14 protein-coding genes are annotated in these 19163 nt (G+C 69.8%); 8 read left to right on the top strand and 6 right to left on the bottom strand.

Annotated features, from left to right (window positions below):
- Window position 1: 1 nt before the first annotated feature.
- The 5 genes from JCR33_RS08365 to JCR33_RS08345 form a co-directional block, all read right to left on the bottom strand.
- The gene (locus JCR33_RS08365) at window positions 2–2851 is read right to left on the bottom strand and encodes an EAL domain-containing protein (RefSeq protein ID WP_198881598.1); all 2850 of its coding nucleotides are present in this window, start codon (window positions 2849–2851) and stop codon (window positions 2–4) included.
- Window positions 2848–3540, bottom strand: coding sequence for a GNAT family N-acetyltransferase (locus tag JCR33_RS08360; RefSeq protein ID WP_332461147.1), 693 nt, complete (start codon window positions 3538–3540; stop codon window positions 2848–2850). Before JCR33_RS08360 ends, JCR33_RS08365 begins: the two co-directional genes overlap by 4 nt.
- Entirely contained in the window at window positions 3537–4808 is a 1272-nt protein-coding gene (locus JCR33_RS08355; RefSeq protein WP_198881597.1) for a M16 family metallopeptidase, read from the bottom strand. Before JCR33_RS08355 ends, JCR33_RS08360 begins: the two co-directional genes overlap by 4 nt.
- Entirely contained in the window at window positions 4805–6202 is a 1398-nt protein-coding gene (thrC, locus tag JCR33_RS08350; RefSeq protein WP_198881596.1) for a threonine synthase, read from the bottom strand. Before thrC ends, JCR33_RS08355 begins: the two co-directional genes overlap by 4 nt.
- 67 nt (window positions 6203–6269) lie before the next feature.
- The gene (locus JCR33_RS08345; protein ID WP_198881595.1) at window positions 6270–6863 is read right to left on the bottom strand and encodes a YqgE/AlgH family protein; all 594 of its coding nucleotides are present in this window, start codon (window positions 6861–6863) and stop codon (window positions 6270–6272) included.
- 125 nt (window positions 6864–6988) lie between these two features.
- Between JCR33_RS08345 and JCR33_RS08340 the strand changes: the two genes are divergently transcribed.
- The 4 genes from JCR33_RS08340 to JCR33_RS08325 all read left to right on the top strand — a co-directional run bounded on the left by JCR33_RS08340 (window position 6989) and on the right by JCR33_RS08325 (window position 12068).
- A complete protein-coding gene (locus JCR33_RS08340; RefSeq protein WP_198881594.1) occupies window positions 6989–7474 on the top strand; it encodes a peroxiredoxin in 486 nt (161 codons plus the stop codon).
- Between the two features lie 292 nt (window positions 7475–7766).
- The gene (ileS, locus tag JCR33_RS08335) at window positions 7767–10739 is read left to right on the top strand and encodes an isoleucine--tRNA ligase (RefSeq protein ID WP_198881593.1); all 2973 of its coding nucleotides are present in this window, start codon (window positions 7767–7769) and stop codon (window positions 10737–10739) included.
- A complete protein-coding gene (gene lspA / locus JCR33_RS08330) occupies window positions 10736–11224 on the top strand; it encodes a signal peptidase II (protein ID WP_198881592.1) in 489 nt (162 codons plus the stop codon). Before ileS ends, lspA begins: the two co-directional genes overlap by 4 nt.
- A gap of 133 nt (window positions 11225–11357) precedes the next feature.
- The gene (locus tag JCR33_RS08325; RefSeq protein WP_198881591.1) at window positions 11358–12068 is read left to right on the top strand and encodes a hypothetical protein; all 711 of its coding nucleotides are present in this window, start codon (window positions 11358–11360) and stop codon (window positions 12066–12068) included.
- A gap of 824 nt (window positions 12069–12892) precedes the next feature.
- Here the strand turns inward: JCR33_RS08325 and JCR33_RS08320 are convergent.
- Window positions 12893–14173 carry a glycosyltransferase family protein gene (locus JCR33_RS08320; RefSeq protein ID WP_198881590.1) on the bottom strand — a complete coding sequence of 427 codons (1281 nt, stop codon included), beginning with the start codon at window positions 14171–14173 and terminating at the stop codon, window positions 12893–12895.
- Between the two features lie 204 nt (window positions 14174–14377).
- Between JCR33_RS08320 and JCR33_RS08315 the strand changes: the two genes are divergently transcribed.
- The 4 genes from JCR33_RS08315 to JCR33_RS08300 are packed head-to-tail and all read left to right on the top strand — an operon-like array spanning window position 14378 to window position 19143.
- Window positions 14378–15349: an ABC transporter permease gene (locus JCR33_RS08315; protein WP_332461152.1), complete on the top strand. Its 972-nt coding sequence runs from the start codon at window positions 14378–14380 to the stop codon at window positions 15347–15349.
- The gene (locus JCR33_RS08310; protein WP_198881588.1) at window positions 15346–16230 is read left to right on the top strand and encodes an ABC transporter permease; all 885 of its coding nucleotides are present in this window, start codon (window positions 15346–15348) and stop codon (window positions 16228–16230) included. The genes JCR33_RS08315 and JCR33_RS08310 overlap by 4 nt, the downstream gene beginning before the upstream one ends.
- Window positions 16227–17840: an ABC transporter ATP-binding protein gene (locus JCR33_RS08305; protein ID WP_198881587.1), complete on the top strand. Its 1614-nt coding sequence runs from the start codon at window positions 16227–16229 to the stop codon at window positions 17838–17840. The genes JCR33_RS08310 and JCR33_RS08305 overlap by 4 nt, the downstream gene beginning before the upstream one ends.
- Window positions 17841–17859: 19 nt before the next feature.
- Window positions 17860–19143 carry an ArgE/DapE family deacylase gene (locus JCR33_RS08300; RefSeq protein WP_198881586.1) on the top strand — a complete coding sequence of 428 codons (1284 nt, stop codon included), beginning with the start codon at window positions 17860–17862 and terminating at the stop codon, window positions 19141–19143.
- Window positions 19144–19163 lie beyond the last annotated feature (20 nt).

Genomic DNA, 19163 nt, shown 5'->3' with positions numbered 1-19163 from the left:
CCTATTCGGCCGCCTGCGCGTGCTCGACGGCGAGGCTCGCGACGCCCTGCGCGGTCACCGGCCGCCCGAAGGCCGCGCCCACCGCATAGCGCGCGCCGAGCGCGTGCAAGTCATTGGCCTGCTTGATATCCATGATTCCTCCCACCATCACCCGCGCCTCCAACGCGGTCGCCAGCCCGAACAGGGCCGACGTCAGCTTGTGGCGCCGCGCCCCCTCGCCGGCCGCCGTCAACCCCTCGTCGAACCGCACGCCGTCGAGGGCGAGCCGGTGGAGGTGGGGCAAGGCCGTGGAGCGCCGGGCAAAATCGACGATCCAAGGCGACGCCCCCACATCGCGCAGGCGATGGGTGAGCTGGGCGGCAAACTCCGGATTGTCGGAGACGACGCCCTCGGGCACGCCGATCTGCAGCGCGCCGGCATCGAGACGATTGCGGGCCACCGCCGTCTTCACGTCGCCGACGAGCTCGGTGCGGAAGGCGTCGGCCGAAGGAAGGGTCAGAAGCAGCGTGAGGTCGCGCCGCACCGTACGCCACTCGGCGACGATCTTGGCGCACCGCTCGAGCGTCGCGAGGGCGAGCTGGACGGCCATCCCCTCGTGGGCGGCGACCTCGAGAAGCTCCGGCCAGGACAGCGGCCCCTGCAGCGGGTGATGCCAGGACGGCATCGCCTCGTAGCCCACGGTACGGTCGTTGGTGAGGTCGCGGATGGGGCGGAACTGCAGCTTCACCTTGTCTTCGGTGATCGCGCGCTTGAGGTCGCGTGCGAGCGAGCGGCCGCTCATGTTGAGGCGGCGCATCAACGGGTCGAACACCTCGCCCCGGTCGCCGCCCTGGCGCTTGGCGCGGCGCAAGGCGAGCTCGGCGTTGTCGAGGATCTCCGACGCGCTCTCGGCCTTGAGGTCGATGCCGGCGATGCCGAGCGACACCACCACGGAGATCTGCTCGTCGGCGAACTGGATCGGCACGCCGAGCGCCTCGCGCACGCGGGTGACGAACTCCTCGAGCTTGGCCGGGTCGTTGTAGACGAGGAGGCCGAAGCTGTCGCCGGAGAGGCGCGCCACCGAATCGTGCCGCTTCAGGATGCGGCCGAGCCGCCGCGCCATGGTGAGCAGCATCGAATCGCCCACGGACTGGCCGTAGGTGTCGTTGATCTCGGTGAAGTTGTCGGGGTTCACCACCACCACGAAGAGGCGCTGCGCGGTCTGCTCGTTGGACCAGGCTCGCGCCATCTCGATCCGATCGAGGAAGAGGTGGCGGTTCGGCAGGCCCGTGAGGTTGTCGTAGACGCTGTCGTGCAACAGCCGCTCTTCGATGGTCTTCGCCTCGGTGGCGTCGTTGAGCGTGCCGACGCAGCGGATGATCTCGCCGGTGGAGCCGATCACCGGCCGCGCCCTGAGGCGGAACCAGCGGAAGTGACCGTCGACGCCGCGGAAGCGGAAGAGGTCGTTGATGCGGCCGCGGCGCTGCTCGACCGTGGCGTCGAGACTCGCGCGAAAGCGGTCGCGGTCCTGCGGGTGGAGCACGGTGAACCAGTCCTGCGGCGGCCCCTGCAGCTCGCCACGCTCCAGGCCGAGGCGAATCTCGGCTTCCTGGCCGCAGACGATGCGGTCGCGCGACACGTCCCAGTCCCACACGATGTCGCCCGAGCCGGCGAGGGCGAGCACGTCGCGCTCCACGCTCTTGGCGAGTGACGGGGCGATCGAGGTGCCGGCGAAGGCGTGCTGCATCACCGTGAAGCCGATGAGGAGGACGAGGAGGATCAGCCCGCCGTCGAGCGCCGGCTGGACGAAGTCGTTGTTGATCTCGCCGGTGACGGTGAGCCCCGCCCCGATCATCCAGGCGACGAGCAGGAGCCACGTCGGCAGGATCATCACCGCCCGCTCGTTGCCGCGCAGCGCCGCGATGATGATCGCCACGAGCCCCGCCGCCGTCACCACCACCAGCGAGACGCGGGCGATCGCCGCCGTCAGGTCGGGGTTGAACTGGGCGAGCCAGCCCGCCGCCACGGCGAGCGGCACGAAGGTGAAGAGGGCATAGCGGTTGCGCACCCGCCAGCGGGTGAAGTTGAGGTAGGAGGCGACGAAGGCGGCGAGCGTCAGCACCAGCATCGCCTCGGCGAAGGCGCGCAGCGTCGCCTCGTTGGAGAGGCGCTGGGAGAGAACGTCGCCGAAGAAGGCGAAGTCGATGAGGACGTAGCCGAACGCCACCCACGCGAGCACCGCCGCGGAGGCGAACATCGTCGTCCCCTTGATGACGAAGACGACGAGGAAGAACACCGCGAGCAGGCCGGAAATGCCGACGATGATGCCCTTGTAGAGGGTGTAGGCGTTCTGGCTGTCGCGGTAGGCCGACGTCTCCCACAGGCGGATCTGGGGCAGTTCCGGCGTCGTCAGCTCCAAGACGTAGGTGACGGTGGCGCCGGGATCGAGGGTGATGGCGAAGACGTCCGCGTCGGCGCTCTGCACCCGCTGCGGCGGGAAGCCCTCGCTCGGGGTGATCGCCGCGACGCGCTCGGCGCCGAGGTCCGGATCGAGCACGCCCGAATCGACGAGCCGATAATGCGGCGCGACGAGCAGACGGTCGAGCTGCTCGTCGCCCGGGTTGCGCAGGCCGATCACCGCCCAGTGACGCGTGTCGGACTGCGTAGCGCGCACCTCGATCCGCTCCACCACGCCGTCGACCGAGGGAGCCGTCGACACCTGGAGGCTTTCCTCCTGGTCGAGATGCATCTCGGCCTCGGGCTTGAGGTCGATCACCGGCACGCTGGCGCCGACGGGAACCGGCTCCAACGCCCGTGCGGGGCCGGCGGCTGCCAACGTCGCAACGACGAGGACGATAAGCAGTCGAATCATAGATTGAGCCCGAACCGGGGGTCGAACGGATCCATGCGGTCGCCGTCGGGACGGACCACCTCGGCCTGCGTCGCCAACCGCCCCGGATCGATCGTGTCGCCGGCGCACAGGGCGAACTGGACGTGGTCGCGCCAAGCCCCGTTGATGCACAGAAAGCGCCGCGCGTATCCCTCCTCGGTGAACCCGACGCGCTTCAAGAGGCGGATGGAGCGATCGTTGTGCGGCAGCGTCGCCGCCTCGATGCGGTTGAGGCCGAGTGTCTCGAAGCAGAAGGGCACCACGGCGCGCACCGCATCGCCCATCAGGCCCTGACCGGCGAAGCGCTCGCCCATCCAGTAGCCCATGGAGCAGGACTGGGTCACACCACGCTTGACATGCGCCAGCGTGATGCCGCCGACGAGCTGGCCCTCGACCGCCTCGAACACGAAGAAGGCGTAGCCCTCGTCGGCCCGGATCTCGCGATGGTAGCGGCGGATGCGACGCCGGAAGGCCATGCGGGTGAGATCGTCGCGCGGCCAGGTCGGCTCCCACGGGCGCAGGAAATGGCGGCTCTCGGCACGCAGCCGGCTCCACTCCCCATAGTCGGAGACGAGCGGCATCGTCAGCGTGGTGGTTCTCCCGCGCAGCACGGTGCCCTCGTTGAGGGCGGCCGAACCACGCACCGGCGCCGCCCGCGGCAAGGCGCTCACAGGGTGGGCTCCGCCGTTCGCCCGAAACGGCGGACGACGGCATCGGCGGAGGGTGCGTCCATGGGCCCGACGGCGACCATCGTGGGCGTCGAGCGCGTGACGTCCGCCAGGATGCGCTTCACATCGTCGGCGCTCACGCGCTCGATCTCGGCGATGCGCTCCTCCTTCGGCACCGGGCGGCCGAACACGATCGCCTGGCGCGCCGCCTGGCTCATGCGCGCCGAGCAGCTCTCGCGCGACATCAGAATGCCGGCCTTCATCTGGGCGCGGGCGCGGGCGAGCTCCTCTTCGGTGAGGGTGCCGATGGCGTCCTCCAGCTCGTCGAGCACCACGGCCACGGCCTCCTCCACCGCGTCGGGCGAGGTGGCGAGATGGACGGCGAACACGCCCGCATCGGCGAACGCCCAGTGGAAGGCGGAGGTGTCGTAGACGAGCCCCCGCTCCTCGCGCAGCGCCTGGAAGAGGCGCGAGGAAAGGCCGCCCCCCATGCTCATGGCGGCAAGGTGGGCGGCGATGGCATCGTCGTGACGCGCCGCCCGGCCCTCGAAGCCGAGGATCCACTGGCACTCGGCCGTGTCGTCGGTGTCGGCGAGGATGCCGCCGGTGTAGCGGGCGTTCGCGAGCTCCGGGATCGCCCCGGCGGGCACCCGCGCGAAGGCGGCGGCGACCTCCTCCACCAACCGCTCGTGCTCCACCTTGCCGGCGGCGGCCACCGTCATCGCGCCGGCGGTATAGTGGCGGGCGAAGAAGCGGCGCAGCCCCTCGGCGGAGACGGCGCCGACGCTGTCGCGGGTGCCGAGGATGCGGCGGCCGACGGCCTGATCGCGGAAGGCGGCCTCGGGCAGAGCGTCGAAGGCGCGATCCTCCGGCACGTCCTCGGCCGAGCCGATCTCCTGCAGGATCACGTTGCGCTCGCGCTCCACCTCCTCCGGCGCGAAGGCCGGCTCGGTGAGGATATCGGCGAGGATGCCGAGCGCGAGCGGCATGTCCTCGGCGAGGATGCGGGCGTGGTAGGCGGTGGTCTCCACGCTGGTGGCGGCGTTGATCTCGCCGCCGACGCTCTCGATCGCCTCGGAGATCGAGCGGGCCGAGCGGGTCGCCGTGCCCTTGAAGGCCATGTGCTCCAGGAAGTGGGCGATGCCGTGCTCGCCCTCCTCCTCGGAGCGGACGCCGGTCTCGACCCACACCCCGAGCGCGGCCGAATCGACGTGCTCCATCTCGTCGCTCACCACGGTGAGGCCGCTGTCGAGCCGCGTCATGCGCGTCATGCGGTCACCGCCCGCGAATGGTCGAGGATGTGGTCGGCGACGGCGCCGATCTCGGCCGGCACCCGCGTCATGCGCTCCGGATCGCGCATGACGCGCTCGAGCGCGGCCGGGCGCGCCGGGACGACGCCGCAGCCCGCCTCGACGGCGTCGGGGAACTTCGCGGGATGCGCGGTCGCGAGCGTCACCATCGGCACGCCGTCGGGCAGCGCCGTCTCGCGGGCGGCCTTGAGGCCGACGGCGGTGTGCGGATCGACGATCATGCCGGTCTCGGCGTAGATCTCGCCGATGAGGCGGGCGGTGTCGGCATCGTCGGCGCGGCCGGAGGCGAACAGCCGCGCCATGGCGGCGCGCTCGCCGTCCGTCAGCTCGAAGCCGTTCGAAAGGTCCGCCATCCGCGCCATCACCGAGCCGGCGTCGCGGCCGGAGAGGTCGAACACCAGGCGCTCGAAGTTGGACGACACCTGGATGTCCATCGACGGCGAGGTGGAGGGGGCGACGCGCCCCGGAGCGTAGCGCCCGGTGCGGGCAGTGCGGTCGAGAATGTCGTTCTGGTTGGTGGCGATGACGAGCTTCTCGATGGGCAGCCCCATCCGCCCGGCGACGTAGCCGGCGAGGATGTCGCCGAAATTGCCGGTGGGCACCGAGAAGGCCACCTTGCGGTGCGGCCCGCCGAGCGCGAGGGCTCCGAAGAGATAGTAGGTGATCTGCGCCGCGACGCGGGCCCAGTTGATCGAGTTCACGCCGCTCATCGCCACGCGCTCGTTGAAGGTGCGGTCGACGAACAGCGCCTTCACGATGCGCTGGCAGTCGTCGAAGTCCCCGGCGACGGCGAGGGTGTGGACGTTGGCGTCGGCGATGGTGGTCATCTGGCGGCGCTGCACGTCGCTCACCCGGCCGTCCGGATAGAGGATGAAGAGATCGATGGCGTCGCGCCCGCGGAACGCCTCGGCGGCGGCGGCACCGGTGTCGCCCGACGTCGCCGTCACGATGGTGGCGCGGCGGCCGCGGGCCTTCAGGATGCGGTCCATCAGGCGCGCCAGCGTCTGCATGGCGACGTCCTTGAAGGCGAAGGTCGGGCCGTGGAACAGCTCCATCACGAAGTCGCGCGGGCCGATCTGCACCAACGGGGTGCGGGCGGCATGGCGGAACGTCGCCATCGCCGCGTCGATGTCGGACTTCAGCTCGGCGTCGGCGAGCTCGCCGCCGGCAAAGCGCGAGAGCACGGCGAGCGCCATCGCCTCGAAGGGCTGCCCCGCGAGCGCGACGAGTTCGGCCTCGCTGAACTCAGGATATGTGTCCGGCACGAACAGGCCGCCGTCTGCCGCAAGACCCGCCAAGGTGGCGTCGCAAAAGCCGAGCGGACGCCCGCCGCCCCGTGTGGAGATGTACTGCACGCTTCGCTCCTCCCCCCGGCAGTCAGAAGCGCTTATCGTACCGTCGTGTCAACAGGAACGCGTTGCCTCAGGCATGTCCTGCGGCGCTTGACAGAAGCATCGGGTCGATCCCCAGCTTCTGGATTGCACGGTCATATTTCGCGTCGATGTCGGGATCGAACAGCAGGTCGTGGTCGGCCTCGCAGTGCAGCCACCCGTTATTGGAGATCTCGTGCTCGAGCTGGCCGGGCGCCCACCCCGCATAGCCGAGGGCGAGCAGCGCCTGGGACGGGCCGTGACCGTTGGCGATCGCCCGCAGGATCTCCACCGTCGCCGTCAGGCACACGTCGTTGCCGGTGACGAGCGTCGCCTCCTTCAGGATGAAGTCGGAGGTGTGGAGCACGAAACCGCGCCCGGTCTCCACCGGACCGCCATTATAGACGGCGACGCGCCGGGCAGTGTCGGGCAGCTGGATCGCCTTGTCGTCCTCGATCACGTTGAGCTGCGTCAGGAGGTCCACGAAGGACACGTTCTTCGCCGGCTTGTTGACGACGATCCCCATCGCCCCTTCCGCCGAATGGGCGCAGAGGAAGACCAGCGCGCGCTCGAACCGCGTGTCGCCCATCTGCGGCATGGCGATGAGGCACTGTCCTTCGAGGTAACCTTCGGTGGTTGCCATCATCTCCTCTCCTCGCCGTTGGATCTCAGCTCAATATAGTGTCGATGCCGCGAATGTCGGGGCTCGTCAGCGTCGCGCGGTTGCCATAGAAGAAGCGGAACTGACCCTGACGCGACCGGAGAACACCCATGACGATTGCCGTCGGCGATACTCTGCCTGCCGCCACCTTCAAGGTGATGACCCCCGACGGACCCTCCGAGGTGACCGTCGAAGAGCTCACCAAGGGGCGCAAGGTGGTGCTCTTCGGCGTGCCCGGCGCGTTCACGCCGACGTGCGACCGCAACCACCTCCCCGGCTTCATCGAACTCCTCGACGCCATCAAGGCGAAGGGTGTCGACGAGATCGCCGTGGTGTCGGTCAACGACATGTTCGTGATGCAGGCGTGGGCGAAGTCGTCGGGCGGGGTCGGCAAGATCACCTTCCTCGCCGACGGCTCGGCCGACTTCGCCAAGGCCACCGGCCTCGAGCTCGACGCCTCCGGCTTCGGCATGGGGCTGCGGATCAAGCGCTTCTCCATGCTGGTGGAGGACGGCGTGGTGAAGATCCTCAACATCGAGGAGACGCCCGGCCAGGCCGAGGTGTCCGGCGCCCAGGCGATGCTGGCAGCCCTGTGATAGGCTGGGGGCCTCGGCCCCCTTCCCGATCCAATCCGGCTCTGCTAATCGAAGCGGCATGATGAGACGCATGACCTCATACGGGCTCACCGGCCCGGTGTTCGGGCGAATTTCCTGCCCGTCCGCCGGTCCGAAGCCGTCGGCGGGACGGGGTTCGTTCGGCGCCTAGTGGCGCTGTCGGCTTCTGCAAGTTGCGTGCCCTCTGGCGTAATCGCCGCGCCGCCGGCCCGCCTTCCGTTGACATGGCGCCGCCCCGACGAGCAAGGCGCCGGACATGCCGAAAGAATGAGCAATGAGCGACGCCCCCGCAAGTGAGGCCACCCGCGACTATTCCGACACCCTCTTCCTGCCCAAGACGGACTTTCCGATGCGTGCGGGACTGCCGAAGCAGGAGCCGGGTTGGATCCGGTCGTGGACCGACCTCGATCTCTATCACGCGCTGCGCAAAGAGAGCGCCGGTCGCGAAAAATTCATCCTCCACGACGGCCCGCCCTATGCGAACGGCCACATCCACATCGGCACCGCGCTCAACAAGATCCTGAAGGACTTCGTCGTGCGCTCCCACCAGATGCTCGGCTACGACGCGAACTACGTGCCGGGCTGGGACTGCCATGGGCTGCCCATCGAGTGGAAGGTGGAGGAGAATTTCCGTGCCGAGGGCCGCAGCAAGGACGCGATCCCGGTCAACGAGTTCCGCCGCGAGTGCCGCGAGTTCGCGCAGAAGTGGCTCGCCGTGCAGAAGGCCGAGTTCCAGCGCCTCGGCGTGGTGGGCGACTTCGACGACCCCTACCTCACGATGAGCTACCCCGCCGAGGCCGGCATCGCCCGCGAGCTGATGAAGTTCGCGACGTCGGACCAGCTCTATCGCGGCTCCAAGCCGGTGATGTGGTCGGTGGTGGAGCGCACCGCCCTCGCCGAGGCCGAGGTGGAGTATCACGACTACCAGTCGGACACCGTGCTCGTCGCCTTCAAGATCGCCAACATCGACACCAAGGCGATCAACGCGCTGCGCGACGGCCCGTCCGAGCCCGGCACGGAGGAGGACGAGAAGGTCCTCACCGACCTTCTCGAGGCGCGCGTGGTGATCTGGACCACCACGCCGTGGACGCTGCCGGGCAACCGCGCCATCTCCTATGGCCCCGGCATCTCCTACGGCGTCTACGAGGTGACGGCGGCACCGGCGGAGAACTGGGCGAAGCCGGGCGACCGCTTCCTCCTCGCCGACAGCCTCGCCGAAGAGGTGTTCAAGGAGGCCCGCGTCGAGGCCTACGAGCGGCGCGACGACGTGCCGACCAGCGTGCTCGCGGGCGTGACCGCCCATCACCCGCTCGCGGGACGGGGCTACGAGTTCACCGTCCCGCTGCTGCCCGGCGACCACGTCACCGACGACGCGGGCACCGGCTTCGTCCACACCGCGCCCGGCCACGGCGTGGAGGACTTCGAGGTGTGGATGGAGAACAAGCGCGACCTCGAGGCCGCCGGCATCGATCCCACGATCCCCTACACCGTCGGCGCCGACGGCAAGTACACCAAGGACGCGCCGGGCTTCGAAGGCCTTTCCGTCATCACCGACGAGGGCAAGAAGGGCGAGGCCAACAAGGCCGTCATCGACGCGCTGACCGAGGCCGGGGCGCTCATCGGGCGCGGCCGGCTGAAGCACCAGTACCCGCACTCCTGGCGCTCCAAGAAGCCAGTGATCTTCCGCAACACGCCGCAGTGGTTCATCGCCATGGACAAGGACCTCGGCGACGGCTCGACGCTGCGCTCGCGCGCCCTCAACGCGATCGACCGGACGCAGTTCGTGCCGGCGAGCGGACAGAACCGGCTGCGCGGCATGATCGAGCACCGGCCCGACTGGGTGGTGTCGCGCCAGCGCGCCTGGGGCGTCCCGATCACCGTGTTCGTGAACAAGAACACCGGCGAGATCCTGAAGGACGAGGCCGTCAACGCCCGCATCGGCGCCGCCTTCGAGGCGGAGGGGGCCGACGCCTGGTTCGAGGAGGGCGCCGCCGCCCGCTTCCTGGGCGAGGCCTACGATCCGGCCGTGTGGGAGAAGGTCGACGACATCCTCGACGTGTGGTTCGATTCCGGCTCCACCCACGCCTTCTGCCTGGAGCAGCGGCCGGACCTCAAATGGCCGGCCGACGTCTACCTCGAAGGCTCCGACCAGCACCGCGGGTGGTTCCACTCCTCGCTGCTCGAATCCTGCGGCACCCGCGGCCGGGCGCCCTACGACGCCGTCATCACCCATGGCTTCACCATGGCCGAGGACGGGCGCAAGATGAGCAAGTCGCTCGGCAACACCATCGCCCCGCAGAACATCATCGACCAGTACGGCGCCGACATCCTGCGCCTGTGGGTCGCCTCGCAGGACTACACCGACGATCAGCGCATCGGGAAGGAGATCCTGAAGGGCGTCGCCGACGCTTACCGCAAGCTGCGCAACTCGATCCGCTGGATGCTCGGCACCCTCGCCCACGACAGCGGCGAGACGCCCGGGTTCGCGACGATGCCCGAGCTCGAGCGGCTGATGCTGCATCGCCTCGCCGTGCTCGACGGCGAGGTGCGCGAGGCTTACCGCCGCTACGACTACGGTCACGTGGCGCACACGCTGATGAACTTCGCCAACGTCGAATTGTCGGCCTTCTACTTCGACATCCGCAAGGACGCGCTCTACTGCGACGCCCCGTCGAGCCCGCGACGCCATGCCGCCCTCTTCACGGTGCGTACCCTGTTCGACGCGCTGGTGACCTGGCTCGCCCCGCTCCTGCCCTTCACCATGGAGGAGAGCTGGGCGGCGCGCGGCCACGAGCGGTCGATCAACTTCGCGCTCTTCGCGACGATCGATCCCGCCTGGCGCGACGACGCGCTCGCTGAGAAGTGGGAGAAGGTGCGTCGTGTCCGCCGCGTCGTCACCGGCGCGCTGGAGGTGGAGCGGCGCGAGAAACGGATCCGCGGCTCGCTGGAGGCCCATCCGGTCGTCACCATCGCCGACCCCGCCCTCCTCGCGGTGGTGGAGGGGGTGGACTTCGCCGACGTGGTGATCACCAGCGCCGTCACGCTGGTGGCGGGCGAGCCGGACCCGGCCGCCTTCGCGCTGCCGGAGGTGCCGGGCGTCTCCGCCGCCGTCCACCACGCCGAGGGCACGCGCTGCGCCCGCTCCTGGCGCTATACCTCCGACGTCGGCTCGGACCCGCGCTATCCGGACCTTTCCGCCCGTGATGCGGCGGCGATGGCCGAGATCGACGGCGCTGCGGCCGCGTGAGCCGCACGCCCCCGCGCACCGTCGGCCTCTGGCTGGCGGTCGTGCTCTTCATCGCCGATCAGCTCGCCAAGCTGTGGGTGCTGCACGGGATCGACTTTTCGGCCGGTCCCGTGCGGGTGCTGCCGTTCCTCAACATCACGCTCATCTGGAACCGCGGCATCAGCTACGGCCTGTTGCAGCAGGAGGGCCTCGGCCGCTGGCTCCTGGTGGTGGCGACGCTCGCGGTGTCCGTCGGCCTCGGCGTCTGGCTGATGCGGGCCCGGCGCCTCCTCCTCGCCGTTGCCATCGGCACGATCCTCGGCGGTGCCATGGGCAATCTCGTCGATCGCGTCGCCTATGGCGCGGTCGTCGACTACGTGCATCTTCACTATGCGGGCTTCAACTGGTACGTGTTCAACATCGCCGATGCAGCCATCGTGATCGGCGTCGCCCTGCTGCTGCTCGACAGCGTGGTGGGGGGACGATCGGGCCAAACAAAAGATTAACCTCGGTCCGCCAATTGTGCCATTTGTGCATCAGTCCGCGCTGGACGGCAGCGGGCGGTTGACTGGGAGGCCGGTTGGCGCGAAGGCTGCGCGCTGGCGGAATCTGGTCGTTGCCGACAAGTGGAGAGTTTTGATGATCCGTCTCGCCTGCCTGCTGGCCGTTGTCACGATCGCCCTCGGCGGCTGCAACACCGCCTACAACTATTTCGAGGAGGATGCCGACGCCTCCGAGCAGGAGGGTGACTCGACCGCGTTCGGCGCCATCCTGTCGATGAGCGGCATCGTCGCGAAGCCGAAGAGCCCGATCAACTACAAGCCGCGCGCCCCGCTGGCGATGCCCGGCACCAGCGATCTGCCGCCGCCGGAGCAAGCCTCGGCGGCCGAGCAGGCGGTGAATTTCCCGGTCGACGACGACGATCGCCGCCGTCAGCACCAGGCCGAGCTCAACGAAAAGGGCAAAGAGGCCGCGTTCGAGCAGAATGGCCGCACCACCGGTGTCGACGGCCGGCTGTCGCCGGACGACGTGATCGAAGGCCGGCGCGCCGGCGGTGGCTTCGCCCGCGGCGACGACAAGGTGCTGCACGACTGGCGCAGCCAGAGCTTCGTGATGAGCCGCGAGGAGCTGAAGCAGGGCATCCCCAGCATGCGCAAGCAGAACGCTCTCCTCACCGACGAGGGCAAGGCGGCACCGCGCAAGTATCTCATCCAGCCGCCCGACGACTATCGCACCCCCGCCGACACCGCGGCGCTGCCGGACAAGGGCGACATCGAGAATTCGGAGTGGGCCAAGAAGCGGCTCTACTCGGTGAAGGACCGCACCCCGGCGCGCGCCATCCAGCAATAGCGCGGGAGCGCTCGCCGCAACGACACCGGCCCGGCCTCGCGAACAGCGCCGGCGGACTGAGACGCAAAGCAAACGGCCGGACCCTCTCCGGCCGTTTCGTCGTGTGAGACCGGCTCGCTCGGGACCCAACCCGACGCTCTCGCTGAGAGCGCACAGCACGCCGCCGCTCCGAGCGGATCCCCGCCACCGCCAAGGGCACCCGCAACCCTTCGCCTCGGCAGCGGCAACGCCGGCGGGGCACGAGCGTCGCAATCTCCATGAAGAGAACGCCTCTTGGGACCGCACACCCACAGCGTTCTGCCTTCCCTTCGGCGCAGGAGGCTCTCCCTCGGAGGGTGCGATAAACTCTGCCCGATCCCGTCGATCCCGCTGGGATGGAAGGACCTCTCGCGACCGTCGCCCAGTTTGGTGACCTGCACGGCCAAGCCGCGTCCCATCTGCCGCCGAGCCTCGTGCCTCGCTTCCTTGGGCATTCGAGATCGGCTTGCTCCCCCTCGCTCCGGTCGAGGGCATTGATCCGGATCATATCGGCAGAACGCCACGGAACCGTGCGGGCCGCGCCTCGGCAAGCGTTCGGCGCGGAGCGGTCGTTGCGGGCCGAGCGCACACCCTCGACCCGGTTGGCTGCCGGAGCGAGGAAGCCTCCTCGGCGCACCTAAGGTGTGCCGAGCTTCTCCTCGCCTGCCTGCACGACGTCTTTCCATCCGCGTGCCGCTTCCCGCTCGTGCCGGCTCGCGCTCATCGAGCCCCATCCCGCTGCTCGGCGCGCATTCCGGGCGGTGACCCGGCTCCTTGCTCCTCGATACGCGCCGGTCCGAGCGCTCTCAGCGCGCGGCGGGGCGGGCCGGCGGGTGCCGCTCGCGGCGGGCGCGCAGCGAGGCCGCAGCCTCCAGGAACGACACCACGTTGTCGCCATGGAGGGTGAGCGCCGCCCGGCGGGTCGCGGCGACATGGTCGGCGAGCGCCTCGAACACCTCCTCGAGCTGGCGGTCGGCGCCGACGTCGACGCGCCGATAGAAGGGAAGCTCGGCCCCCTTGGCGAGCCGGTGCACGTCCGATCCGGCACTGCCGACGAAGAGCACGGGGCGGCGGGAGGCGATGGCACCGTGGATCTTCGAGGGTAGGACGTAGCCGACGAAGGGGTCGAGCAACGTCACGAGGTGAGCGTCCGGGGTGACGAGGAGGCCCGCAAGCTCGTCGAGCGGGACGGGGGAGCCGTCGACGAAGGGGATTCCTTCGGCCGTGAGCTGGGTGCGCACCTCGCCGGCCTTGGCGCCCAGCGCGTTCAACCACAGGATGACGCGGCCCGAGCCCAGGACATGATGCGCCCGATAGGCGGAGAGGAAGGTGGCCGCGTCGTGCGCCACGCCCCAGTTGCCGGAGTAGAGGAGGAGAACCGCCCCGTCCGCCGCCGACGGGCGCGGAAGCGGCGCGGTCTCGGCGGTGATCGTCGCCGGCGAGGGATCGGGGCGCAGCACGACGCGGGCCGGGTCGATACCGCCCGCGATGAGGCGGCGGACCTGGTCGAGACCCAGCGCCTCGAAGGTGTCGACGCGGCGGCGCCAGAAGCGCGTCGTCGCGAGGGCAAGGTAGAGGAGCGGTCCGCAGCGCCCCCGCTCGGCAATGGCGCACTCGGGGTGAAAGTCGCTGATGCGGTAGACAAGGCGCCGCCGCAGCAGGAGATTGGCCGCGGCGATCCAGTGCAGAAAGAACGGCGGGCTGCCGGTGAAGCGCACCCGCTCGGCGCGACGCAGATAGGGCCAGGCGGCGAGGAGGAGGCGGGTGTTGGTCACCACCGTCCACCACAGCCGGGCGAGCGTGCGATGCTTGGCGTAGGCGGCGGCCGAAAGGCGCACGGTGGTGAGCGTGCCCTCCCCCACCTGCTCCGCCGCGCGTGCCGAGCCTGCGCTCGACAGCCCCACGAGCACCACGTTTGCGCCCGCGGCCGCCTCCTCCCGGGCGGCGAGCACCGCATACTGGCCGACAGCGCCGAAGTCCGGCGGCAGCCAGTCGCAGATCGACACGACGTCGATCGCCGCGGCCGGCTCGGCGGACGGTGGCTCTCGCGAGATGGACGGCGGGCGATCGATCGGCGGCTCGGACATGGGAGGCTGCCTTTTCGGGAATATCAATCTAAAGTTTATCAGAACGAACGAGTCGCCACAATGGCGGGGCTTGCGCGAGGCTTGTCAGGGCCGGAGCGGGCGGGGGCGTTGACGCCACCCCGAGCCGCGGGCCACCCTCGGCGCGGCTGGGCATGCGGATTGCAGCGGCCGAGGCGACACCAGACCGGGAGCCAGCCCTTGCGCATCCTCAGTCTCATCGCGACACGGCTCGCCAAGGCGGTCGTGGTGCTCCTCCTCATCGTGATCGCCAACTTCCTGCTGATCCATGCCGCGCCGGGCGATCCCGCCGCGGTGATGGCGGGCGAGGCGGGTGCCGCCGACGAGAAGTTCATCGCCCAGCTGCGCGAGCGCTTCGGCCTCGATCAGCCCTTCCTCGTCCAGCTGTGGACCTATGTGAAGGGCGTTCTGCAACTCAATCTCGGCTACTCCTACCGTCAGCAGGCGCCGGTTCTCGACCTCATCCTGGAGCGGCTGCCGGCGACCCTCCTCCTCACCCTCACCGCCTTCGTCATCTCGCTGACCCTTGGCGTCGTCTCGGGCGTCGTCGCCGCCGCGCGGCAGGGCAAGTGGACCGACAGCCTCGTCACCTCCCTCGCCCTTCTCTTCTACGCGACGCCTCTCTACTGGCTGGCGCTGATGGCGGTGCTGCTCTTCTCGGTGCAGCTCGGCTGGCTGCCGGGCTACGGCTACGAGACGATCGGCTCCGACGCCACCGGCCTCGCCCACGCCCTCGACGTCGCCCGCCATCTGGTGCTGCCCGCCCTCACCCTCGGCCTGTTCTTCACCGCCATCTACATGCGCATGACGCGCGCCTCGATGCTGGAGGTGTCGGGCATGGACTTCGTGAAGACCGCGAAGGCGAAGGGCCTGTCGCCCGGCCGCGTCCAGCGCCGCCACGTGCTGCGCAACGCCCTCCTGCCCGTGGTGACGCTCGCCGGCCTCCAGGCGGGCCAGCTCGTCGGCGGCGCGGTGCTCACCGAAACGGTGTTCGCCTGGCCCGGCATCGGCCGGCTGATGTTCGATGCCCTCGCCCAGCGCGACTACAACCTCCTCCTCGGCATCCTTCTGATCTCCGCCGCCTTGGTGATCGCCTTCAACATCCTCACCGACGTCATCTACTCCATCGTCGATCCCCGCATCGGAGCCGCGCCATGAGCCTTGCCGCCGACGCCCCCCGCTCCGCCGCGCGCGGACCCGTCCTCGACTTCTGGTTCCGCTTCGCCCGCAACCGGGGCGCCCTCCTCGGGCTCCTCATCCTCCTCGCGGTGATCGCGGTGGCGATCCTCGCCACGGTCATGTTCCCGCAGAGCCCGTGGAAGATGGTGCAGCGCCCCTTCCTCGCCCCCTTCCAGGTTGAGGGGCTGCCCCTCGGCACCGACACGCTCGGCCGCGACGTCGCCTCCGGGCTCGCCCACGGGGCGCGCGTGTCGCTCATCGTGGGGCTCGTCTCCACCCTCTTCTCGCTGGCGATCGGCGTGCCGCTCGGCGCCGCCGCCGGCTATTTCGGCGGCATCGTCGACGACGCCTTGATGCGCTTCACCGAATTCTTCCAGACGATCCCCCCCTTCGCCCTCGCCATCGTGCTGGTGGCGATCTTCCAGCCCTCCCTCACCTCCATCGTGGCGGCGATCGCGGTGGTCTCCTGGCCGCCCGTCGCCCGCCTGGTGCGGGCCGAGGTGATGAGCCTCAAGCGACGGGAGTTCGTGGAGGCCTCGCGCCTCGCCGGCCTCTCCAACGCCCACATCCTCGTGCGCCAGATCCTGCCCAACGCGATGAGCCCCATCATCGTCATGGCCTCGCTGATGGTGGCGACGGCGATCCTCCTCGAGAGCTCGCTCTCCTTCCTCGGCCTCGGCGATCCCAACATCATGAGCTGGGGCTACATGATCGGCGCCTCCCGCACCGTGATCCGCACCGCCTGGTGGCTCTCCTTCTTCCCGGGCGTCGCGATCCTCGTCACCGTGCTCGCCCTCAACCTCATCGGCGAAGGGCTCAACGACGCGCTCAACCCGCGCCTCGCGAGGAAGGGCCGATGAGCGTGCTCGCGATCCGCGACCTCGCGATCCGCCTGCCGCGGGGCGCCGACCGCGCCTATGCCGTCGACGGCATCTCGTTCGACCTCGCGGCCGGCGAGATCCTCTGCGTCGTCGGCGAATCGGGGTCCGGCAAGTCGATGGCCGCCAACGCCATCATGGGTCTCCTGCCCGACCTCGTGCGGGTGGAGCGCGGCACCGCGACGTTCGAGGGGCGCGACCTCCTTGCCCTGCCCGAGCGCGCGAAGCAGGCGATCCGAGGCGACCGCATCGCCATGATCTTCCAGGAGCCGATGACGGCGCTCAACCCGCTGATGCGCATCGGCGAGCAGATCGCCGAGGTGTTCGAGGCGCACGGCAAGCTCTCTCCGCGCGAACGCCGGGAGCGGGCCGTGGCGCTCGCCGCCGAGGTCGGCCTTCCCGACCCCGCCGCGATCGTCCACTCCTACCCCTTCCAGCTCTCCGGCGGCCAGCGCCAGCGGGCGATGATCGCGATGGCGCTGGCGCTCGAGCCCTCGATCCTCATCGCCGACGAGCCGACCACCGCCCTCGACGTCACCACCCAGGCGCAGATCCTCGACCTCATCCGCAACCTGCAGCACCGCCACGGCATGGCGGTCATGTTCATCACCCACGACTTCGGCGTGGTGGCGGAGATCGCGACGCGCGTCATCGTCATGCGCCACGGCGAGATCGTCGAGGAGGGCGAGCGCGAGACGGTGCTGAACGCGCCGCAGCACGACTACACCAAGCGCCTCCTCGCCGCCGTCCCGTCCGACGTCGTTCCCACCGCCGGGGCGGTGCGCGACACGCCGATGCTCGAGGTTCAGCATCTGCGCAAAACCTACACCACCGGCGGCGGCCTCTTCGCCAAGCCGCGGGTGACGCACGCCGTCGACGACGTCTCCTTCGCCATCGCCAAGGGCGAGGTGCTGGGGCTCGTGGGCGAATCGGGCTCCGGCAAGTCCACCGTGGGGCGCTGCCTCGTGCGTCTCGTCGAGCCGGACGGGGGGAGCGTCACCATCGACGGCGAGGAGATCACGAGCCTCGACGCCGCCGGTCTGCGCCGCGCCCGCCGCCGGGCGCAGATGGTGTTCCAGGACCCCTACGCCTCGCTCAACCCACGCACCAAGATCGCCCGCGCCATCGCCCAGGGGCCAATCGCCGCCGGCACACCCCGGCGTGAGGCGATGGCCGACGCCCGACGCCTCCTCGAGACCGTGGGCCTCGACGCCTCCGCCGCCGACCGCTACCCGCACGAATTCTCCGGCGGTCAGCGCCAGCGCATCGGCATCGCCCGCGCCCTCGCGATGCGCCCGGAGCTGATCATCGCCGACGAGGCCGTCTCCGCGCTCGACGTCTCGATCCAGGCGCAGGTGCTGGAGCTGCTGCGCGACCTCAAGGACCGCTTCGGCCTCTCGATCCTCTTCATCACCCACGATCTGCGTGTGGCGGCCCAGCTCTGCGACCGCATCGCGGTGATGCAGAAGGGCCGTCTCGTAGAGATCGGCAAGGTGGCCGACGTGTTCCTCAACCCGCAGGACGACTACACCAAGCGCCTCCTCGCCGCCGTGCCCGGCGCGACATGGACCGGCGCCCTCGAAAGCGCATGACAACGATGGGACAGTCCCGATGAAGCCGAGCGACGAGGCGATCCTCCAGGCGGTCGCCGACGGGTTCGAGGAGCAGGTCGCCTTCCTCTCGGACCTCGTGAAGATCCCCTCTCAGCGGGGCGACGAGGCACCGGCGCAGGACTATTTCGCGCGCGCCACCCGCGCCCGCGGCTACGCGACCGAGGTCTTCCCGATCGATCTCGACCTCATCCGCGACCACCCGGGCTTCTCGCCGACGACGATCAGCTACGACAACGTCGTCAACGTGGTCGCGACCCATCGGCCGCGGCAGGAGACGGGCCGCTCGCTGATCCTCAACGGCCACATGGACGTGGTGCCCACCGGTCCCGTGGAGATGTGGACCGACCCGCCCTACTCGGCCCGCCGCGACGGCGACTGGCTCTATGGCCGCGGCGCCGGCGACATGAAGGCCGGCCTCTCAGCCAACATCGCCGCGCTCGACGCGCTGCGGCGGCTCGGCCTGCAACCGGCGGCGACCGTCTACCTCCAGGCCGTCAGCGAGGAGGAGTGCACCGGCAACGGCGCCCTCGCCTGCATGGCGCGCGGCTTCGAGGCCGACGCGGCGATCATCCCCGAGCCCGAGGACGACATGCTGGTGCGCGCCAACACCGGCGTCATCTGGTTCCGCGTCGAGGTGTCGGGCAAGCCCGTCCACGTGCGCGAGGCGGGGACCGGGGCGAACGCCATCGAGGCGACCTACCGGGTCATCGCCGCCCTGCGCAAGCTCGAGGCGGAGTGGAACGCCCGCCGCTTCTCCCACCGCCATTTCGGCGACCTCGACCATCCGATCAACTTCAATGTCGGCAAGATCGAGGGCGGCGACTGGGCCTCCTCCGTGCCCGCCTGGTGCGCCATCGACTGCCGCATCGCAATCTATCCCGGCACCCCTGCGGCGGAGGCCGCCCGCGAGATCGAGGCCGCGATCGCCGCGGCCGCGCGGGACGACCCGTTCCTGTCCAACTCGCCGCCGAAGATCGTGTGGAACGGCTTCTACGCCGAGGGATATGTGCTCGAGGAGGGCACGGCGGCGGAGGAGACGCTCGCCAAAGCCCACCGGACGGCGCACGGCAAGGCGCTCGAATCCTTCGTCACCGCCGGCTATCTCGACGGTCGCGTGTTCGTGATCTACCAGGGCATCCCCTGCCTGGTATACGGTCCGCTGACGGAGAATATCCACGGCTTCGACGAGCGCGTGAGCCTGTCCTCGCTGCAGCGGGTCACCGGCGCCATCGCCCTCTTCATCGCCGATTGGTGCGGCGTGGAGCCCATCGACGGCGCCTGACGCCGCGCCGAGACGCGCCA

It is taken from the genome of Acuticoccus mangrovi (genome assembly GCF_016411865.1).
Lineage (GTDB): Bacteria > Pseudomonadota > Alphaproteobacteria > Rhizobiales > Amorphaceae > Acuticoccus > Acuticoccus mangrovi.
This window is presented reverse-complemented; position numbering and strand designations above follow the sequence as displayed.